The following is a 19,637-nucleotide window of genomic DNA, read 5'->3' on the forward strand; positions in this document are numbered from 1 at the left end:
ATGGATTATGAAGCACTAAAGGCATTTATGGAAACCAATTTTCAGACGGTGATCATCGCTGGCGCAGCCCTCCTCCTTCTTCTTCTCGTGCTGATCCTGATTCTCTTTGTGAAAACCGCGAAGCTTCGAAAGCGTTATGACAATCTGATGAAGGGATCGGATAAAGGATCTCTGGAAGAGATGATCCTGAAGTATCAGGAGCGCATCGACCAGACCAAGACGGATACCGGACTTGCCCTGGAAGATATCAAGCTTCTCAACAATCAGATTACCCACTGTCTTCAGAAAGTGGGCGTGGTGCGTTTCAAAGCCTTTGAGGACGTGGGCAGCGACCTCAGCTACAGCATCGCCCTTCTGGACAACAAGAATGACGGAGTAATCCTCACGAGCATTTTCGGCCGAAACATGAGTACCTCTTATGCAAAGCCCATCGTGAAAGGGGTTTCGAAATACAACCTCTCCGATGAAGAAATGTATGCCATGAACAAGGCCATGGGGCTGGAAAAGAAGTAGAAGAGAAAAACACCGGAATGCGGGGCATTCCGGTGTTTTTCATTAAACTGTAGCTCAGTTATATTTTACAGCTGCTCCTGATCCCCGAAGGTGTCCAGGACGCCTACCTTTTGTAGAACTTTGAAGCCTACAGCCATGAACATCAGATAGAACATCCCGACCACGCCGGCGATTTTCAAACCGATGAAGATGGCCATGATGGTGATCACAGGGTTGATATCCAAAGAGCTGGACACGATGCGAGGCTCCCAGATGTTTCTGCCCACGGCCACAATGACCCAGAGAATTCCCAGTCCCACAGGAACAAAATAGTTTCCGGAGAGCAGATAGTAGATTCCCACGGGGACATAGGCCGCGGATACGCCGAGGACCGGCATAAGGTCCAGGAAAGCGGTGATGATGCCCAGGAGGAGGGGATAGGGGACACCCAGGATCATATAGCCCACCGTAGAAATGACGCCGGTGATCATGATGATCAGCAGATAAGAGAGGCTGTAACGCAGAATCATGTTCTTTCCTTCTTTAATGATGACCTTCAGGCGATTCTCCTCGGAGGAAGAGGTGGGGAGGTAGTCATAGACAAAGTCGGGATTCTTGATCAGCATGCGGGTGAAGAAGTACGAACAGACGATGGTGAAGATGATGATGAGAAGGAGATTCGGCACCTGGGCAACCAGGTTCAGGGTGAAGGTTCCAATGGCGCTTCCCACGGTGACCAGAACGTTTTTCAGGGAGTTCAGCGTGGAGGAGAGCATCTGCCGTCCTGATTCCACGATGGCCGGATCCAGGTTCTGGAGATTGGAGACGATCCACTCATACTGGGTCTGAAACCATTTGGCAATGCTTTCATAATTATCATTGATATAGGTGACGGTATTGGTGGCTAACAGCGCGGTCTGGTTAAAAAGCTTCACCGTCAGGAAGGTGATCAGAGTGCCGATGAGGCCATAGAACACCAGAAGATTTGCCAGGATCAGTCCCGTTACGCCCTTCTTCTGTTTGGTGATCCGCATGATCAGTTTGACCAGAGGAGCCACGATGGCGGCCACCACAAAGGCCATGACGAAGGGAATGGTGTAGGGGAGAGTCTTGATGAAGAAGAGAAAGGCCAGGGTGTAGAAAACAAAATACAATAGAATCTTGTCATATTTTTTAATGTAGGAATTACGGTAATCTTCCATGCTGCACCTCGCATAATGTTCTTAAAGCCTGGATAAGTTGAATCAGTTCCGTTTCTGTCGTGAAGTGACCGAAGCTAATCCGGACACTGCCTGTTTCGAAGGTTCCCATGGCCTTGTGGGCCAAAGGAGCGCAGTGATAACCGGAACGAACGATAATCCCAAAATCCTGCTCCAAGCGAAAAGCTGCTTCAGAAGGATTCAGGGTGGCAAAGGTCATGGAAAAATTCGGGACTCTGCCGGCAGAGGTAGCGGGGCCATGGAGGGTGATTTCCGGCAGGGTGGAAAGCTCTTGAAGGAAAACTTCGGTCAAGCGCTGGTGATTAGTTCTTATAATATCTAAAGATAGTTCTTTTATATATTTTATTCCTTCGGCCAGTCCAGCGATTCCCGCCACGTTCTGCGTTCCGGATTCAAACTTGTCCGGAAGAAACATCGGTTGATGGAGACTGAGGGAATCGGAGCCGGTTCCGCCAGTGAAGACAGGTTCCATGGCCGCATTGAGGCGATCACTCAGCGCAAATCCTCCTGTGCCCTGGGGACCCAAAAGTCCCTTGTGCCCCGTGAAGGCAATGGCATCCAGATCGTGGGAGATTAGCCCCACCGGGAGATACCCTGCACTTTGCGCAGCATCGGCAAGGATAAAAATATCCTTGTTCTTCAGTTTTTCCCGAACCTTTTCTATAGGCTGCAGCGTCCCCGTGAGATTGGAGACATGGCTGAGAATTACAGCCCGGGTTTCCGGTCGTTCCAGCTGGGGAAGCTCCTGGAGGAGAATTCTGCCCTCCTCGTCAGCTCCCAGGAGATCATAGGTGATGATTCCCTTCTGCTTTAAATGCTCCAGGGGACGCAGCACGGAGTTGTGTTCCATGACGGAGGAAATCACGTGATCGCCGGGTTTAAGGAGGCCCAAAAGCAAGGTGTTCAGGGCATCGGTCACTGATGCCTTGAAGATCACGTTTTCCGGCTGAGGTGCCTGAAAAAGTTCCATGAGAAGTCCACGGGTGCGCAGTAGAATACCCGAAGAGCCCAAGGAAACGGCATTGGCACCGCGACCGGGATTTCCGGCGCCTTCCTGAAGGCTCCGATACACTGTGTCACTGACGGCGGGAGGTTTTTTCCAAGTGGTAGAGGCGTTGTCCATATAAATCATGTTGATATTCTCCAAGTCGTTCATATACCTCATTATAAGGCATCCCCGATAGAATGGGGATTTTATCCACAAAAAATTAACGAATCGTTCTTCTTCCCCATTTCCTCTTGACTGGCAAAATCATTGGGGTATCATGTATAATACTTGTAGCATTGACCAAAGATAGAAAATGAGGAGAAACCATGGATTTTTACCTTCTAGTATTCAAGAACACCCTGGACGCCCTTAAAGGGGATGAGGCCTTTAAAACAGCCTCCGTCAGTCATGTGGTGTATCCCACCCCTCCCCAGATCATCGGCAGCTGCGGAATCAGCATGCGGTTTCAGGAAGAGGCGTTGGAGGGAGTAAGCCGGCTCATCGACTCCGGGCTCAGCTATAAAGCGCTCTATCATATCACAGATCTGGGGATGAAAAAAATCAGAGAGGGGGATGCGGAATGATCAAAGAATATGAACTGGGGACCGTAGTCCAAATGAAGAAACAGCATCCCTGCGGAAGCTACCAGTGGGAAGTGACCCGCTTGGGCGCGGACATTAAAATCAAGTGCCTGGGGTGCGAACGCATCGTCATGCTGCCCCGAAGTAAATTTGAAAAAGATGCCAAAAAAGTGATTGAGCAAAAATAATGTTTGCATAATGTGAAGGCAAGTGCTAAAATTTAATGATGTAATCCCCGCTATGCGAAATGCATGGCCTTAGTCCGGGGGGAGGAGGTGACATGATGAGAAACTATGAAACTATTTTCATATTGCATCCATCATTTGACGAGGAAGCCGTTAAGGCCGCAGTCGACAAGTTTAAGGGTGTAATTGAAACAGAAGGTGGTATCGTAGATAACGTTGATCTGTGGGGCAAGCGTAGACTCGCTTACGAAATAGACAAAGTTAACGAAGGTATCTATGTTCTGGTAAACTTCCAGGCTGAGCCTGAATTACCGAAAGAGTTGGACAGAATCTTCAGAATCACTGACGGTGTAATCAGACATATCATCGTTAAGCTCGACAAGTAAGGTGGTGCAGCAATGAATAAAGTAGTTCTAATTGGTAGGTTAACTAAAGATCCGGAATTGAAATACACTCCAGGATCAGGTACTGCAGTTACTACGATAACGTTGGCTGTTGACAGAAGATTTTCCAAAGACAATCAGCGTGAAGCTGACTTTATTCCCGTGGTTATCTGGGGCAAGTCCGCAGAGTCCACCGCTCAGTACATGAGCAAGGGAAAGCTGATGAGTGTTGCGGGAAGAATTCAAACCAGATCTTACGAAGCTAAAGATGGCGGTAGAAGATATGTGACTGAAGTTGTTGCCGAAGAAGTCAAGTTCCTGGAGTGGGGAAATAAGACCCAGGGCCAGAACGGCGGATTTGCGGGCAACGATGAACCGGGATACGGAGCATCATTTGATGATATGACTCCGATCGATGATGGAGACATTCCATTCTAAACTTTTGGTAAGGAGGTAAATCATGAGCAGAGAAAACTCATCGAGGGATTTTAAGAAGACAAATCCCAGAGGAAGAAGAGCGAAGAGAAAAGTATGTAATTTCTGTGTAGATAAGGTTGATCACATCGACTACAAAGATGTGTCCAAGCTGAGAAAGTATGTTACTGAAAGAGGCAAGATTCTGCCAAGAAGAATTTCAGGAACCTGCGCTAAGCATCAGAGAACACTGACCGAAGCAATCAAGCGATCCAGAAATATCGCACTGCTTCCCTTCACACAAGACTAATTCTCAAAACCGTGGTCCGCAGGATCACGGTTTTTTACATATTTCGGGGTAATTATGGACACAGTTATGATAGAATATTAAGTAAAACACCGGGTTTGATTTGGCTGGAAAGAGTTTCCCCATCAAAGAAAATCCGCATTATTGGAGACGATCATGAATAATACAAATCCCAAGACCAGGCAACTGGTCCAAAGCTCGTTATTGACCTCCCTCATGGTGGTGTTCTCCCTTTTGGGAACGCTGCCGCTGTTCGATATGGTGTCCATTGCCGTGGCGCCTCTCATTGTGGCGCTCATTTACCACAAGGGCGGAAAAGGCAATACGATCATTTCCTTCGTGGTGACCATGATTCTGGTCTCCATCCTCATCAGCCCCATCTATGGCGTCACCCTGGCGCTTTTGAACTACATCACAGGCATGGGTCTCATCTTTATGATTGAGCGCAAAACCGGGCCTCTGGTGAACTTCCTGGTGCTGGCACTGGCGGTGGGCGTGGGCTATGTGGTCATGTTTTCTGTTAACCTCAGCATCATGGGCAGCTCTTCCCTCACGGAATTTTTAAGCCTCATCATTGAGGAGATGAAGATCGCCGTGGCGGAAATGAAAACCACCTATGAAACCATGGGGGTGGACATGAAGAACAATCCCGCCGTGACCATGATTGAGAATCTCACCCCGGGAACGATCATCACCCTGATTCCTACGCTGCTGGCCCTTTATGCCATGATTTCCTCAGCCTTTATCTATAAAGTGTCCTCCCTGGTCTTCAAGAAGCTGGGCATTCATGTGGAGGCATTCCCGAAGCTCAGCGCCATCAAGGCCAACATGCATCTGATCATCGCCACGCTGCTCCTGTCCATGCTGGGGATTCTGGGCGTGAAGCTGGGCTTTGGCTGGGCGGAAGGGTACATGCTCCTGGGCAATAATCTCTTCACCCTGGTGGGTGCTGTGGGGGGCGTGTCCCTCCTAAGTTACTTTTTGGAGTATCGGCTGAAGTACCCGGCGGTGATTCGCATCGTCCTCCTGGTTCTGGTGGGCACCTCCAATATGATTTCCCTTATTAGCATCGTGGGAATTCTAGACAGCGCCTTCGATTTCCGAACCTTGAGCGGAAATGGACTGTACAAGCTGATTCGCAGCCGCATCGACAATACGAAGTAACTGCCAGAGAAAAGAGGGGCAAGAATGGAAAAATATTACGAGTTCAGGAAAAGTGATACCCTGTATAGCCTCTTGGTTGCCCTCGCCATTGCCGTTCTCTTTGTTCAAGGGGAATGGGTGGCCGCGGGGATCCTTCTGGTGGCCTTCCTCGGCATCATCATCTATCTGAATTCCCTCTATACTTATAAAAAGAAGAAATGGGAAAAATTCATCCAGAATCTTCTGGGGAAGATGACCAAGTCCGTGGTGAAGGCGCTGGAAGACGGCGATATTCCCGTGGTGCTTCTTCGGGACTCCGGGGAGATCATTTGGTACAACAAGAAAGCCCTGGAGCTCTTTTCCGAGAAAGAGCATCATTTTCGCGTAGAGGATATTTTCACGGAAGGGAAGCCTTCATTTTTAAAGCAAGACAGCACGGCATTCCTGGAAGCGAAAATCAACAAGCACCACTACCATGTGACAGTGATCCCCGTGGATCATGCGGAAGGGGAGTTTGCGGAGAATCTGAAGGTCCTCATCTTCAGCGACGTTTCCCTCATTAAGGAATCGGAATCCCGCATGACCTCCGTCATGGCCATTGAAATTGACAATTACAGTGATCTCATCGCCAGTGTGGATAATGAGCGAAAGCCCTTCCTGCTGGCCGAAATTGAGAACTTTATCTATGCCTACGCCCATGAGATCAAAGCCATGGTTCGCCGCTACGAAACGAGCAAGTTCCTTCTTGTGGTCTCCGATTCCTACATCAATGACGAGAAACGCAAGAAATTCCCCGTGGTGGACAACATTAAGAACATTGACCAGGGCAATACCCTGGAGCCCACCTTAAGCATCGGCATCGGCAGCCAAGGCGCCACGCCCGAGGAAAACCAGGCCCTGGCCAAGGCCGCCAAAGAGCTGGCCCTGGGCCGCGGTGGAGACCAGGTGGTCATCAAGACCCCCAAGAATCTGGAGTTCTTCGGCGGAACCTCCAAGGAAATCGAGAAGAAGTCCCGGGTTCGCTCCCGTGTCATCGCCCATGCCCTGAAGGATCTTATTCTGGAAAGCAATCATATCTTCATCATGGGACATCTCAATCCCGATATGGACTGCTTTGGCGCTGCGGTGGGCATCAAGGTCATTGCCCGGGGATTGGGGAAGAAAGCCTTCATTCTCAACGAGGAACCCTACTTGAACATCCTGCCGATTTACAGTAAATTTATGGAAGTGGATGAATACCGCTCGGACATCCTCAGCCTGCAAAAAGCATCAGGCAAGGTCAAACCCGACGATACCCTGATCATCGTGGACGTCCATGCCCGGAACTACGTGCTGGATGAGCAGTTCCTTTCCCGGTTCAAGAAGATCGTCGTCATTGACCATCACCGGCGAACGCCGGATCAGATCACGGGAACGACCTTATCCTACATTGAGACCTACGCCTCCTCCACCTCGGAGCTGGTGACGGAGCTCATCCAATACATCTTTGAAAAGCCCCAGCTCAGCATCCTCGAGGCCGAGGCCCTGTTTGCCGGTATCCGGGTGGATACCAAGAGCTTCAACTTCAAAACCGGTGTCCGAACCTTTGAAGCGGCATCCTTCCTGAAACGGCAGGGGTCCCGAACGGTGGAAGTTCGGGAGATGTTCGCCACGGATATCGAGAGCTTCAACAAGAAAGCTGAAATCATCCGTAGCGCGCAAATCATCGACAAGATTGCCATAGCCCGGGTGGATCACCTGGACGATCCCCTTCTTTCCGCCCAGGCCGCCGATGACCTGGCCAACTTCAAAGACGTCACGGCCGCCTTTGTGCTGACAGCCGTTGACGAGGACATCATCATCAACGGACGTTCCCTGAAAGAGCTGAATGTTCAGCTGATTCTGGAAGAACTGGGCGGCGGCGGTCACATGACCATGGCGGGGGCCCGACTCAATGACACCACCATGGACGAAGCTTATGAAAAACTCATGACGGCCATGCAAAAACATCGAAAAGAGGAGAATACATTATGAAGATTATCTTACTGAAAGACGTCAAGAACCTGGGAAAAACCGGAGACATTCTGGAAGCTTCCGACGGATATGCCCGAAACTTCCTATTTCCCCGCAAATTGGCTCAGGAAGCGACTTCTGAGAATCTCCACATCATCAACCTGAAGAAGGAAAATGAGCGTCGGCAGAAACTGGAAGAAACGGAAGCCGCACAGAAGATCGCCGATAAAATGCGAAATCAGGAAGTCATCATTAAAACCAAGGCCGGAGAAGGCGGAAGACTGTTCGGCGCCGTCACCAACAAGGATGTGGCGGATCTCATCAACCGCACCTTCGGGACGAACATCGACAAGAAGAAGGTTTTGGTCTCCACCATTAAGCTGGTGGGAAGCTATGACGTGGAAGTCAAAATCTATCCGGAAATCAGCGCGAAGCTTAAGGTCACCGTACAGGAAGACTAAAGGAGCATTGACTTGAAGAAATCAGAAAAAAGACCCATTTACGAAGACAGCGATATCCTGGCTGAAGTCAATGTGCAGCTGGATATCTTGGAAAATATCCTGGACAAGGGAGCCGTGGAAGCGCGGACTTCCAAGTTTAAGCTGGCCAAATATTTAGAAGGCAATCTCTATGAGAAAGCCTATGCGGTGAACATGATCGCCTCCGACGGGCTCAGCACCGGAACTCTTCCGGATGAGGAGTCCCTGACGGAGATGGTGGAAGACACCAACCGATGGATCTCGGAAAACATTGCCCGGAACTATATCCAGCGCAAGGTGGAAGAAGAAGTTGAAAAAGAGCTCATGGACAAGCAGGATAAGTACATCGACGAAGTCCGCCTTTCCGTTCTCCGAAAAAAACGGGGACCCGAAAATGCCAAGACCAAGAAGAAGTACGAGGAGCTGCAGCAGCTCGACATGAAGCACCTGTCCAAGAATCTTCAGAGTCTTCTTCGACCGGAATCCTTTGAGGAGATCATTGGGCAGGAGAGTGCCATCAAGTCGCTTCTCTCCAAAATCTCTTCGCCCTATCCCCAGCACATCATCCTCTATGGTCCGCCAGGGGTAGGCAAAACCACCGCGGCGCGCATTGCCCTGGATGAAGCCAAGAAGCTCAGCATGACGCCCTATGATGAGAATGCCAAGTTTGTGGAAGTGGATGGAACGACCCTTCGCTGGGATCCCCGGGAGATTACGAACCCCCTACTGGGTTCCGTCCATGATCCCATCTACCAGGGAAGCAAACGGGATTTGGCCGACGGCGGAATTCCGGAACCCAAGCTGGGCCTCGTCACCGAAGCCCATGGCGGAGTTCTCTTCATTGATGAAATCGGGGAGCTGGATGAGATCCTGCAGAACAAGCTCCTCAAGGTTCTAGAGGACAAGCGGGTGGAATTCTCTTCCGCCTATTATGATCCCGATGACGAGAACACTCCCCAGTATGTGAAGTACCTCTTTGATCACGGTGCTCCGGCGGACTTCGTTCTCATTGGCGCCACCACCCGGGAGCCCCAGGAGATCAGTCCGGCGCTGCGTTCCCGCTGCACCGAGGTGTTCTTTAATCCCCTGTCCTCGGCAGACATTGCCAGGATTGTGCAGAATGCCGCAGAAAAGCTCCAGGTGGACCTGGAGGACGGCGTGGCGGAAATCATCTCCCACTACACCATAGAGGGAAGACGCGCCATTAACCTCCTGGCAGACGCCTACGGCGCTATCCTTTACCGCCAGAAGGGCCATCCGGAAGAACGGGTGCTGATCAAAAAAGCGGACATCAATGAAGTCATCAAGATTGCCCGAATTTCCCCCTATGAAATCACGACCCATGACCATGAAATGGAAGTCGGCCATATTTATGGCCTGGCGGTTTCCGGCTTTATGGGTTCCACACTGGAAATCGAGACCACGGTGTTCGAAGCCCATGAAAAGGGCAAGGGCATCGTCCGGTTCAATGATACCGCCGGTAGCATGGCCAAGGATTCGGTGTTCAATGCCGCCTCTGTGATCCGCAGGATCACCGGTCTTGACATGGGGGACTACGACATCCATGTCAATGTCATCGGCGGAGGGAAGATCGATGGTCCTTCAGCCGGAGCGGCCATCACGGTGTGCATCATCTCGGCACTTCTCAACAAGCCCATCCGTCAGGATATGGCGGTGACGGGCGAAATTTCCCTGCGGGGCAAGATCAAGCCTGTGGGCGGTATTTTCGAGAAAATCTACGGCGCCCGTCGAAAAGGCATGAAGAATGTCATCGTTCCGGAGGACAACCGGCATGATATTCCTTCAGGACTCACGGATATCAAAGTCCGCTCGGTGAAGACCATCGACGAGCTGCTGGACATTATTTTAGGATAAGGAGAGAATTTCATGGAGAATAGACCACTACGAATCATGCCCAACAATCAGGAAGCTGAACAGTCGGTTCTGGGCTCCATGATTCTGGACAAGAATGCCATTGCCACCGTTCTGGAAAAGCTCCAGGCGGATGACTTCTATCGAGATGGCCACAGGGCCATTTTCCAGGCGATCCTGGACCTTTTTACCCGAGATGTGCCCATTGACCTGGTGACCTTGGCAGACCACCTGAAATCCATCGATAAGCTGGATAACGTGGGCGGGATCTCCTATCTTACGGAACTGGCATCCTCCGTGCCCACCACCCTGAACCTTCTCTCCTACATCAAGATCGTTTCCGATAAAGCCATGCTGCGAAGGCTCATCCGGGCATCCACGGAAATTATGGATGACAGCTACTCCAAACAGGATGAAGTGGATGCGGTGGTGGAAGATGCGGAGAAGCGAATCTTCAACATTGCAGAAAAGCGAAATTCCGGAGGCTTTGAACCCATTAGCCTGATTCTGGAACGGGGCTTTGTGGAAATCGAACGGATTTTCAACAATAAAGGAACCACCACGGGTATTGCCACCCCATTCCCGGAGCTGGACGGAAAAACTTCCGGCTTCCAGAAGGGGGATATGATCCTCATCGCGGCCCGTCCCTCCATGGGAAAAACGACCTTCGCCCTGAATCTGGCGGAACACGCCGCCCTGCGGGAGGGAAAATCCGTGGCCATCTTCTCCCTGGAAATGTCCATGGATCAGCTGGCGTACAAGCTCCTCTGCTCCGAAGCTAATGTGGAACTGACCAAGCTGCGAAACGGTGATTTGGATGACAAGGATTGGGAAAACATCGCCCGAGCTTCGGGACCTTTATCCCAGGCGAAGATCTTCATCGATGACACCGCCGGCATCTCCGTGACGGAAATGCGGTCCAAATGCCGAAGGCTCAAACTGGAGCATGGCATCGACATGATCATGATCGACTACCTGCAGCTCATGAGCGGAAAAGGGGAAAACCGTCAGCAGGAAGTTTCCGAGATCAGCCGAAGCATCAAAGCGCTGGCCAAGGAAATGCAGTGTCCGGTCATCGCCCTGTCCCAGCTCTCCCGAGCCCCGGAACAGCGTGCGGATCACCGCCCCATGCTGTCCGACCTCCGAGAATCCGGTTCCATTGAGCAGGATGCGGACCTAGTTATGTTCCTCTACCGTGACGAGTACTACAATCAGGATACGGAAGACAAGAACATCGCCGAATGCATCATCGCCAAACAGCGAAACGGCCCAGTGGGAACCGTGAAAATGGCCTGGCTGGGACAATACTCCAAGTTTGCCCGGCTGGACATGGTTCATCAGGGTTACTAAGACAATGGAAAAGGGCTCTGACGCGTCAGAGCCCTTTTGTTCTTTTTCCGAAACACGGTATAATGAAGAGAGAACCATCCCTTAGAATACGGCAACGAGGAGCTGAGGCCATGTCGGAGAGAAAACACCACCCCCGCCACAAAGGAGCCCGGGAGAAATCCTATGGCGCGGTGATCATCAACGAGAACCGGGATTTTCTCCTCATACGGCACCGTTACGGGGATCACTGGGATTTCCCCAAGGGACATAAGGAAAACGGGGAGAACGACCGGGAGGCGGCATTGCGGGAGGTCTATGAGGAGACGGGACTGGAAGTTCGCCTCATTGAGGGATTCCGAGAAAAATCCCGGTATAGCCCCCAACCTGGAGTGGAAAAAACCGTGACCTATTATCTGGGGTTTTCCACGGGAGAGGTGAGGATTCAGCCGGAGGAAATCTTGGAATATGCTTACCTGCCCTACGAGAGGGCGTTGGAGCGAATCACCTTTTCTGAAAGCCGGGAGATCTTGAAGGAAGCCCAGGGATTCATCGAGACCTACCTCCAGGCCAATGACGATTAAACGCCATAAAAAAGCAGTGATGTCCACCGGATTGTGGATTCACTGCTTTTCTGACGAAGGACCAGGTTCCTGTTTCTGCTCCTGATGCTTTTTCCAGGTGGTGCGCACATAGGTGGAACCGGCCACGAAGCCCAGGAGGGCGGAGATAAAGAGAAAGTAGACACCCCAGGTGTGGCTGAAAAGAAGAATCAGGATCCCGAAATAGAAAGAGAAGGTGACAAACTTGCCCAGTTTGTTCGCCGGATTGATGATGCCCATTTTATAGACCACCACACCGCCGATGATCATCAGAATTTCCTTCACCGCCACCAGAATGAGAATCGAGTAGGGGATAACTCCGGTGATGGCATAGGAGATGATAACGGTGAGCAGCATGAGCTTATCGGCTAAAGGGTCCATCACCGTACCAAAAACGGTGACCAAATTCTTTTTTCGGGCCAGGTAGCCGTCCAGAAAGTCTGAAAAACCGGCCACAAAGAAAATCAGCACCGAAGGGATTAAATTCTGCTCCGGATTCTTAAAGTAAACGAAGAGAAAAACCGGGATCAGCACCAGGCGAAACAGTGTGATCATATTGGGGAGATTCATATTGCGCGAAGCCGCCCGGAGGCGCTTCATCCCTCCTTTGTGAAAAGATTGCCATTTCCTGAGAGGGAAGAAATGACTTACTATTCTGTTACTTCCATTATACCCCATGGAAGGGGTCTTGTCATTGGAATTTCAAGCCTTGGAGCCTCCCAGGAAGGGCGTGGGCAGAGCCTTGGGGAGAAAAGTGGACGTTGCGAAGAAATACAGATGATATTGTTCGGGTCTAGAGAAGCATTCACCTATGTCCTGACGATCATTTATTATTTGAAGTAATTGTCCGTTTCTGATATTATAGGTGTGTCAATTCGATTGGGAGGTATTTTAAATGTCAACATTAGTCATTTTAGGGGCGCAATGGGGCGACGAAGGCAAGGGCAAGATCACCGATTATCTGGCAGAAACCGCGGAAGTGGTTGTCCGTTTCCAGGGTGGAAACAATGCCGGCCATACCGTTGAAGTCGGAGACAAGCAGTACAAGCTTCATCTGATTCCATCCGGAGTCATCAACAGCAATAAACTAAACATTATCGGCAATGGCGTGGTCCTGGATCCGAAGGCATTCTTCGACGAGGTGGAATATCTTCGCAACTTCGGACTGGATGTGAATGAAAAGAATCTGTTGGTCAGCGACCGGGCCAATGTGATCATGCCGTACCATAAAACACTGGATCTTCTGAAGGAAAAAGCCCGGGGCAAGAATGACATCGGCACCACGGGAAAAGGCATCGGGCCCGCATACACCGACAAGGTGGAGCGCTGCGGCATCCGTGTCTGCGACCTTCTGCATCCGGAATCCTTCCGGGCAAAGCTCATGCAGAACATGGAAGAGAAGAACCGATACATCGTCCAGGTACTTGGCGGAGAACCGCTGGATGGGGAAGCCATCTACGCGGAGTATCTGGCCTACGGTGAACGGCTGAGACCCTATGTGAAGGATACTTCCGTCGTCATCTACGAGCAGATCAAAAACAAGAAGAAAGTGCTGTTTGAAGGGGCTCAGGGCATGCTTCTGGACATCGACTACGGGACCTATCCCTTCGTGACGTCCTCCAACACCACCGCTGGCGGCGTAGCCTCCGGCTCAGGCATCGGCCCGAATATGATTGAGAAAGCCATTGGCGTCACCAAGGCCTACACCACCCGTGTGGGCAAGGGACCCTTCCCCACGGAACTGGAGAATGAAGTGGGCGACTGGATCCGGGAAAAGGGCTTTGAGTACGGCACGACCACCGGAAGAAGCCGTCGCTGCGGCTGGCTGGATCTGGTCATTGTGAAAACCGCCATGCGGGTTTCCGGACTGACCTCCCTGGTTCTGACCAAGATCGATACCTTGGCAGGCTTGGAGAAGATCAAGGTCTGTGTGGGCTACAAGCTGAACGGAGAAGTCATCGACTATGTGCCGGCAAGTCTGGAAGATCTTGCCCTGTGCGAACCCCTCTATGAGGAGTTCGACGGATGGGATGACAGCGTGCAGGAAGCCACCTCCTATGAGGAGATGCACCCCAATGCCCGGACCTACATCGAGCGGATCGAGGAGCTGGTGGGCATCAAGGTATCCATCATCTCGGTGGGACCCAAGCGCAGCCAGACCTTTAAGAAAGACAGCCTATAATCGTTGAAATAAGGAAATCTCCCCGAAAATTCTGCATCAGCGGATTTTCGGGGAGATTTTTACGTTCATGGAGGGGAGGTTCAGCTGCGGGTGAGGGCTTTCATCACCGTTCCGGCGGTGGACCAGGCCCACTGGAGGTTGAAGCCGCCGCAGGCGCCCAGTACATCCAGCACTTCGCCGGTGAAGTAGAGCCCGGGGATTTTTCGGGATTCCAGGGTCTCTTTGACGTCCAGGGTATCCACGCCGCCGTAGGTTCCCTGGGCCATGTTGAAGCCCTGGGTTCCGGTCACGGGGAATGTCCAGGCTTTCAGCAGGGAGGCCAGGGCCAGGAATCGGGCGGGAGGCACTTCGCCCGTCACGGTGGAGGGGCGCTCGATACCCGCTTCTTTTAGAATCAGGGGGATCAGTTTGTTCGGAAGGATGCTTCGGAAGGTATCCATGGCGGTGCGGTAACTGAAGGTGGCCACCTGGTCCAGCACCATGGCCTTCATTTCCTCCGCAGAGAAGTCCGGGAAGAGATCCAGTGTCACCGTCAGTTTTTTGTGTTCCTCCAGATGGGGATGGAGGAATCGGGAGAGTTGCAGGATTGGAGGACCGGAGATGCCGTAGTCGGTAAAGAGAAGCTCTCCGGCTTCCTTGCGCAGGGGCTGTCCTTCCAAGGAAAGGGTCGCTTCTCCCTGGATTTTCACCCCGCTGAGTCCCCGAAGCAGCGGACTTTCCAGCTTCAGCTGCACCAGCGCAGGCTCGGGCTTGATAATCCGGTGCCCAAGGCCTTTTAGGAGCTTTAGCATGGAACCGTCGGAACCGGTGCCCGGGGCGGCCATCCCGCCCGTGGCCACCACCACCGTGTTTGCGCTGTAGCGCTCGGTGGACGTGGTGACCAGGAACTGGTCTTTTTTAACGATGCTTTGGACCTTCTCCTGGAGGTAAACCGGAACCTGCCGCTCTTCCAGGGCAAGGCGAAGAAGGTCAACCACAGAAGAGGATTGGAGGGATAGAGGATACATCTTTCCTTCCTCCAGGGTGGTGAAGCTTAGCCCCAGGCTTTGAAAATAGCCCAGGGTATCCTCCAGGGGGAAAATCTCCAGGGGAGAAAAACGGTAGTCTTTATTGGCCGAGGTGTAGCGGTCCGGAATGTTTTCCATGACCTGGGCATTGGTGATATTACACCGGCCGTTGCCCGTGGTCAGGAGCTTTTTCAGGATTCGGTCCTTGCCTTCCAGGATGGCCACGTCTTTCCCGCAGTCGGCCAGAAGGAGGGCCAGGAAGACGCCTGATGCGCCGCCCCCCAGAATGAGAATATCATGCTTGATCATGGATAACCTTCCTTTACGAGGATTCTTGTTCTTCCTATTATAATATAGAAATCCCCTGACAGGGGAGGCAAGGACAAAAAACTGAGGGCTACCCCGGATCCCCTTCTGGGCTAAGTGCAAAGAGTGATGGAATTCGGGAGATGGGTATATTATAATGAAACTATCGAAAGCAGGGGGGATCACACATGATGGATGCCAGCGAAATGATGAACTTCAAAAACTGGGTAGTGGCTGGGGATGTCACCAATGAGATGAAATATGCCGGCCGGATCTATAAAAAGCTGAAACGAAGAGACTACAACGTCGTGGGCTTTCATCCCCTGGACGAGAATGAGGAAGTCCTGAACACTTTTGCGGAGGTCACCAACGGAGAGACCAAGTTTGAGGTGCTGAATCTCGTCGTGAATCCCGAACGCGGCCTGCAGATCGTGAAGGAAGCCCATGACTATGGGATCCGCATGGTCCTGGCACAACCCGGTGCACGGAGCGAAGCCATCCGCGAGTACTGCAAAAATCAGGGCATGGAGTATGTGGAAGGTTGTACGCTGGTGGAGCTCAGCCTGCTCTAGCCGGTTAAAGTTTTTACAAAAAATTGTTGACAGCTTGTTCATTCTTCGGTATTATAGTCTTTGTCAGGTTAACGGGTACGTTGATTTTAGGCAGTTGAATAGGATGTTAATGGCGATATGGCCCCTTGGTCAAGCGGTTAAGACACCACCCTTTCACGGTGGTAACAGGGGTTCGATTCCCCTAGGGGTCACCATTATTCCACCAGTATGGGAGCATAGCTCAGCTGGGAGAGCATCTGCCTTACAAGCAGAGGGTCACAGGTTCGATCCCTGTTGTTCCCACCATTACATGGCCCAGTGGCTCAGTTGGTTAGAGTGCCGCCCTGTCACGGCGGAGGTCGAGGGTTCGAGTCCCTTCTGGGTCGCCACTTTTGCTGGTGTGGCTCAATGGTAGAGCAGCTGATTTGTAATCAGCAGGTTGATGGTTCGATTCCGTTCACCAGCTCCAGTGTCAACTCACTTTTTGAAGTGAGTTTTTTTATTGCCCAAAATTCCCCCGGGGCTAAATTATCCCGGGTCCATGTGACCAGAATGGGGATAACTTGGGGGTAATGAACAGGGTTATCCACAAAACTGGGGAAATAATCGGGGATTTCTCCAAGGGATTGTGGATAACTTTCAAATTTCAGCTCAGAAAAATAGACCACGGAAAAGGATTCTCCGGGTCTTCCAGGATCAAAAAAAGGCTTTGGGTTATCCCAAAGCCTTTTTTGTCCGTTCATGGTTTTTCTTGATCCGCAGATCTTCGCCCAGGAACTTGAAGAGGGCGAAATCCCCCACAAGCCGGGAATAGATGCGTTCGTCGTATTTGTTTTTCAGGTTTTCGATGGTGAGATTGGTGCTGATGAGCATTTTCTTCTTCTTGAGGAGCTTCATGTTGAGGAAATTGAAGAGCTCCACCTTGGAAAACTCCGTGGTCAGTTCCGTCCCCAGATCATCGATGATGAGAAGATCGCACTGGGTGAGGAGTTCCAGGAGCTCCGTATTGTCGTTGAACTTCACATCCTTGAGATTTTGGATGAGGGCATCGGCGGTGCGGTAGACCACCAGGACCCCCTTATCCAGAAGTTCCCGGGCAATGCATCCGGAGAGGAAAGTCTTGCCCGTGCCGGGGCTGCCGAAGAAGAGAAGATTCCGGGTCTCCCGGTCAAAGTTTGCGATATAGCTCAAGGTTGATTCCAAAATATTGGCCATGTTTTCCCGGGGAGAGAGGGGATACTCCGCCGACTCCCGGTCAAAAAGGTCCAGCTTGAAGTTTTTGAATCGGCATTCCCGGGCCAGGTCATTGAAGTCCGATGTCTCATGGTAAACTTCGATGAGCCGCTGCTTGTAGCAGACGCATTTTTCCTGCCGGATGTAGCCGGTGTCCTGGCATTTGGCGCAGGCATAGTGGTGGTCCAGGTAATCCAGGGGATACCCCAAGGTGGTGAGGATCTCCAGCCGTCTTCCCCGAAGATCGGTGATTTCCCCCTTCAGGCGCTGAAACTCTTCATCGTGATTTTTAGCCCGCCGAAAATTCAGCATGGCTAGCTCCATACTGAGCTTGGCGACCTTGGTCTCAATGGAGCTCAGTTCCGGAGCCTTGGCTTCCAAAGCGGATTTTCGCTGGGCCAGAGCCTGCTGCTCTTTGTTTCGAAGGTCCTCATAACGCTGCATGACCATGCCGTGATATCCTTTGATCATTTATCCCACCCCAATAGTTTTCGTTCCAGATCGTCGTAGTCGTATTCCCGCTCGGTGAAGTCCTTCTCGGGAGCCTTGCGGCTTTTGCCCTTCCGGGGCTTCTTTTCCTGATTCTCGATGTCCTGGGGAGTTTTGATGCCGTCTTTATGCCAGCTGCGCAAAATTCCGTTGATATAGCCCAGCTCCACTTTTCCCAGGGTGCTGAAGCTGATATCGCAGGCCTTGAGAATCATTTCCGTGGTGAACTCAAAGGTGTAGAACCACTTCTCCAGGAGATCCTCCTGGGGCTTGGGCACATCCTTGTCGTTGATGCCCAAGTAGCTGAGGACCTTGCGGTAGTTGGTCCATTTGTCCTCGTGCCGGCGGATATTCTGCTGGGCGAGTTCTGCGGTCTTGATGCCCTGGCTGTCCCAGCTGATGGCCACCGTCTCGATATAGCGCATGCTGGTTTTCCCCTTGGAAACGCAGTGCTGAACCAGAAGGATGATCACTTCCTCCGGGAAGCGGTATTTTTCCTTAAAATAGAGGAACTTTTCCGCATCAGAGGAGCTTAAGGGCCGGCCCATAAGAAGCGAAATTTCCTTCAGCATGGGATCTTCCGGTGTGGCTGCGGGACTTTTTCCCATCTCCGGCTCCGCTTTTTTCTCCGCCAGGATTTTCGCCGGATCCATCCGGGGATTCTGAATCACCTGGCTCTCTCGGATTTCCAGGGACAGATTGCCATAGGTGTCCAGGGTGGACACGGAAAGAAGGCCCACTTCATGCCAGTAGTCTAGAGCTTTGAGGACATCCGTCTCCAACAGACCCAGGATATCCGCAAGAAATGCCGTGGTGACGCCATCCTCGCCCATTTGGGTATACCGGAGGAGCATGATATAGACCTTGACGTACTCTCCCCGGGCTTTCGGCATGAAGTAATCCACAAAGTGGGAGGACAAGGTGACGATATTGGATTTGTAAGGACGCAGCATTATTGTGCTCATGGATGTTTTCCCCCGATTCTCATTAAGAAGATTATAGCAAAAATCCTGGGGGATTTCTTCGATGGCCTGGAAATCCCCTGATTTTCAGCGAAAAACAAAGGACCTTTCCGGTCCTTTGCAATTTGCGCCTTAGGATATGATATTGGGATCCACCAGGGGGAAGTTCACCACCACGGAATCCTTTTTGAAGTTGAAGTTTTTCCACAGCTGGAACCGGTCGATGCGGAAGATGGTGTCCTTGTTTCGCAGGACATTGGGGTAGGTCTCCAGATCCTTGGTGACCCCGCCGTTGAAGAGGATCAGCTGCACCTTTTCCTGGTTTTCCACCACGGACTCCTCCCGTACTTTAAAGCCATGGAGGGTGAGCAGGGAGTTGAAGTTCCGGGAAAGACGCTTGATGTACCCGAAGTTCACCACATCCAGTCCGATGGTCTTGAACTCCTCATCGTAGGACAAGGTTCCCTCCACATCGATTTTGAAGCGTCTCACGGGCTTGGAGATGTCTTTGATGAGGGTCTCCAGCTTTGTCATGTCGGGATCTTCAATAACCTCCAGAACCACGCCAAAGAAGGAAGTCTTTTTCTTGGGTTTGATTTTCTTGATCAGGTTTCTGGTGGAATTCTCGATGGCTTTGCCGGAATCCTTGTCCAGAAGGGCCACTAGATAGTATTTCATCAACGAGCCTCCGTGCATGTTTTTTTTCATTATACCACATTAACCGAAAGAGAAGAGGGTTTTGTCCCCAGGGGAAAGGGCAGGAGCTGGGGCTAAATTGCGCGGGATTTTTCGGGGAAAGGCCGGGGTTAGCCCGCTAGGGGATTCCCTTTCCAGGACCCTTGTCAATGTTCATAAAATGTAGCTTTAACTCCAGGGGTTTTATGTTATAATGTATTGTATTATTTTATCATGGGATTATTGTA

Annotated in this window: 21 protein-coding genes and 4 tRNA genes; 18 read left to right on the forward strand and 7 right to left on the reverse strand. The window is 51.4% G+C overall.

The annotated features are described in order from the left end of the window. Window positions 1-513: a DUF4446 family protein gene (locus KCG48_RS09430; RefSeq protein ID WP_230977084.1), complete on the forward strand. Its 513-nt coding sequence runs from the start codon at window positions 1-3 to the stop codon at window positions 511-513. Between the two features lie 65 nt (window positions 514-578). Here KCG48_RS09430 and ytvI read toward each other — a convergent pair whose 3' ends face one another. Continuing rightward, window positions 579-1,694, reverse strand: coding sequence for a sporulation integral membrane protein YtvI (gene ytvI, locus KCG48_RS09435; protein ID WP_211801607.1), 1,116 nt, complete (start codon window positions 1,692-1,694; stop codon window positions 579-581). Further along, the gene (locus KCG48_RS09440; protein WP_211801609.1) at window positions 1,678-2,844 is read right to left on the reverse strand and encodes an aminotransferase class V-fold PLP-dependent enzyme; all 1,167 of its coding nucleotides are present in this window, start codon (window positions 2,842-2,844) and stop codon (window positions 1,678-1,680) included. Before KCG48_RS09440 ends, ytvI begins: the two co-directional genes overlap by 17 nt. Before the next feature lie 182 nt (window positions 2,845-3,026). Here KCG48_RS09440 and KCG48_RS09445 point away from each other — a divergent pair, with 182 nt between their 5' ends. From KCG48_RS09445 to KCG48_RS09495, 11 genes are all read left to right on the forward strand, one after another. Further along, window positions 3,027-3,284, forward strand: coding sequence for a DUF3343 domain-containing protein (locus tag KCG48_RS09445; protein WP_211801611.1), 258 nt, complete (start codon window positions 3,027-3,029; stop codon window positions 3,282-3,284). After that, the gene (locus KCG48_RS09450) at window positions 3,281-3,469 is read left to right on the forward strand and encodes a DUF951 domain-containing protein (protein WP_211801613.1); all 189 of its coding nucleotides are present in this window, start codon (window positions 3,281-3,283) and stop codon (window positions 3,467-3,469) included. The genes KCG48_RS09445 and KCG48_RS09450 overlap by 4 nt, the downstream gene beginning before the upstream one ends. 95 nt (window positions 3,470-3,564) lie before the next feature. Further along, window positions 3,565-3,852, forward strand: a complete 288-nt coding sequence (rpsF, locus tag KCG48_RS09455; RefSeq protein ID WP_211801803.1) for a 30S ribosomal protein S6 — start codon at window positions 3,565-3,567, stop codon at window positions 3,850-3,852. A gap of 12 nt (window positions 3,853-3,864) precedes the next feature. Then, window positions 3,865-4,287, forward strand: a complete 423-nt coding sequence (locus KCG48_RS09460; RefSeq protein ID WP_211801616.1) for a single-stranded DNA-binding protein — start codon at window positions 3,865-3,867, stop codon at window positions 4,285-4,287. Window positions 4,288-4,309: 22 nt separating this feature from the next. Next, on the forward strand, window positions 4,310-4,573 hold the full coding sequence (rpsR, locus tag KCG48_RS09465) for a 30S ribosomal protein S18 (protein ID WP_211801618.1): 264 nt from the start codon (window positions 4,310-4,312) through the stop codon (window positions 4,571-4,573). 153 nt (window positions 4,574-4,726) lie between these two features. Further along, window positions 4,727-5,734, forward strand: coding sequence for a DUF2232 domain-containing protein (locus tag KCG48_RS09470; protein ID WP_211801619.1), 1,008 nt, complete (start codon window positions 4,727-4,729; stop codon window positions 5,732-5,734). A gap of 24 nt (window positions 5,735-5,758) precedes the next feature. Next, complete coding sequence (locus KCG48_RS09475) at window positions 5,759-7,726, forward strand: DHH family phosphoesterase (RefSeq protein ID WP_211801621.1); 1,968 nt, start codon at window positions 5,759-5,761, stop codon at window positions 7,724-7,726. Next, complete coding sequence (gene rplI, locus KCG48_RS09480) at window positions 7,723-8,166, forward strand: 50S ribosomal protein L9 (RefSeq protein ID WP_211801629.1); 444 nt, start codon at window positions 7,723-7,725, stop codon at window positions 8,164-8,166. The genes KCG48_RS09475 and rplI overlap by 4 nt, the downstream gene beginning before the upstream one ends. Window positions 8,167-8,178: 12 nt before the next feature. Further along, on the forward strand, window positions 8,179-10,059 hold the full coding sequence (lonC, locus tag KCG48_RS09485) for a Lon family ATP-dependent protease (RefSeq protein ID WP_408004718.1): 1,881 nt from the start codon (window positions 8,179-8,181) through the stop codon (window positions 10,057-10,059). Window positions 10,060-10,071: 12 nt separating this feature from the next. Then, window positions 10,072-11,406: a replicative DNA helicase gene (locus tag KCG48_RS09490; RefSeq protein ID WP_211801630.1), complete on the forward strand. Its 1,335-nt coding sequence runs from the start codon at window positions 10,072-10,074 to the stop codon at window positions 11,404-11,406. A 110-nt stretch (window positions 11,407-11,516) separates the two neighbouring features. After that, the gene (locus KCG48_RS09495; protein WP_211801631.1) at window positions 11,517-11,966 is read left to right on the forward strand and encodes a bis(5'-nucleosyl)-tetraphosphatase; all 450 of its coding nucleotides are present in this window, start codon (window positions 11,517-11,519) and stop codon (window positions 11,964-11,966) included. Between the two features lie 39 nt (window positions 11,967-12,005). Here KCG48_RS09495 and pgsA read toward each other — a convergent pair whose 3' ends face one another. Beyond that, window positions 12,006-12,584, reverse strand: coding sequence for a CDP-diacylglycerol--glycerol-3-phosphate 3-phosphatidyltransferase (gene pgsA, locus KCG48_RS09500; protein ID WP_211801635.1), 579 nt, complete (start codon window positions 12,582-12,584; stop codon window positions 12,006-12,008). Window positions 12,585-12,879: 295 nt separating this feature from the next. Here pgsA and KCG48_RS09505 point away from each other — a divergent pair, with 295 nt between their 5' ends. After that, window positions 12,880-14,166, forward strand: a complete 1,287-nt coding sequence (locus KCG48_RS09505) for an adenylosuccinate synthase (protein ID WP_211801637.1) — start codon at window positions 12,880-12,882, stop codon at window positions 14,164-14,166. Window positions 14,167-14,246: 80 nt separating this feature from the next. On the opposite strand, the gene KCG48_RS09510 is transcribed toward KCG48_RS09505, so the two are convergent. Then, complete coding sequence (locus KCG48_RS09510) at window positions 14,247-15,482, reverse strand: BaiN/RdsA family NAD(P)/FAD-dependent oxidoreductase (protein ID WP_230977085.1); 1,236 nt, start codon at window positions 15,480-15,482, stop codon at window positions 14,247-14,249. Window positions 15,483-15,667: 185 nt separating this feature from the next. On the opposite strand from KCG48_RS09510, the gene KCG48_RS09515 reads away from it, so the two are divergent. From KCG48_RS09515 to KCG48_RS09535, 5 genes are all read left to right on the forward strand, one after another. Then, window positions 15,668-16,051, forward strand: a complete 384-nt coding sequence (locus KCG48_RS09515) for a CoA-binding protein (RefSeq protein ID WP_211801639.1) — start codon at window positions 15,668-15,670, stop codon at window positions 16,049-16,051. 119 nt (window positions 16,052-16,170) lie between these two features. Further along, a tRNA-Glu gene (locus tag KCG48_RS09520) sits at window positions 16,171-16,245 on the forward strand. Window positions 16,246-16,260: 15 nt separating this feature from the next. After that, window positions 16,261-16,336, forward strand: a tRNA-Val gene (locus KCG48_RS09525). Between the two features lie 6 nt (window positions 16,337-16,342). Further along, window positions 16,343-16,419: transfer RNA gene (locus KCG48_RS09530), tRNA-Asp, on the forward strand. A gap of 5 nt (window positions 16,420-16,424) precedes the next feature. Then, window positions 16,425-16,499 (forward strand) — tRNA-Thr (locus tag KCG48_RS09535). A 245-nt stretch (window positions 16,500-16,744) separates the two neighbouring features. On the opposite strand, the gene KCG48_RS09540 is transcribed toward KCG48_RS09535, so the two are convergent. The 3 genes from KCG48_RS09540 to KCG48_RS09550 form a co-directional block, all read right to left on the reverse strand. Next, window positions 16,745-17,734, reverse strand: coding sequence for an ATP-binding protein (locus KCG48_RS09540; RefSeq protein WP_211801641.1), 990 nt, complete (start codon window positions 17,732-17,734; stop codon window positions 16,745-16,747). Next, window positions 17,731-18,717, reverse strand: coding sequence for a DnaD domain protein (locus KCG48_RS09545; RefSeq protein WP_211801649.1), 987 nt, complete (start codon window positions 18,715-18,717; stop codon window positions 17,731-17,733). Before KCG48_RS09545 ends, KCG48_RS09540 begins: the two co-directional genes overlap by 4 nt. A 129-nt stretch (window positions 18,718-18,846) precedes the next feature. Continuing rightward, entirely contained in the window at window positions 18,847-19,392 is a 546-nt protein-coding gene (locus tag KCG48_RS09550) for a hypothetical protein (RefSeq protein WP_211801651.1), read from the reverse strand. Window positions 19,393-19,637: the final 245 nt, after the last annotated feature.

The sequence above is a fragment of the Proteiniclasticum sediminis genome (assembly GCF_018128025.1).
GTDB lineage: Bacteria > Bacillota > Clostridia > Clostridiales > Clostridiaceae > Proteiniclasticum > Proteiniclasticum sediminis.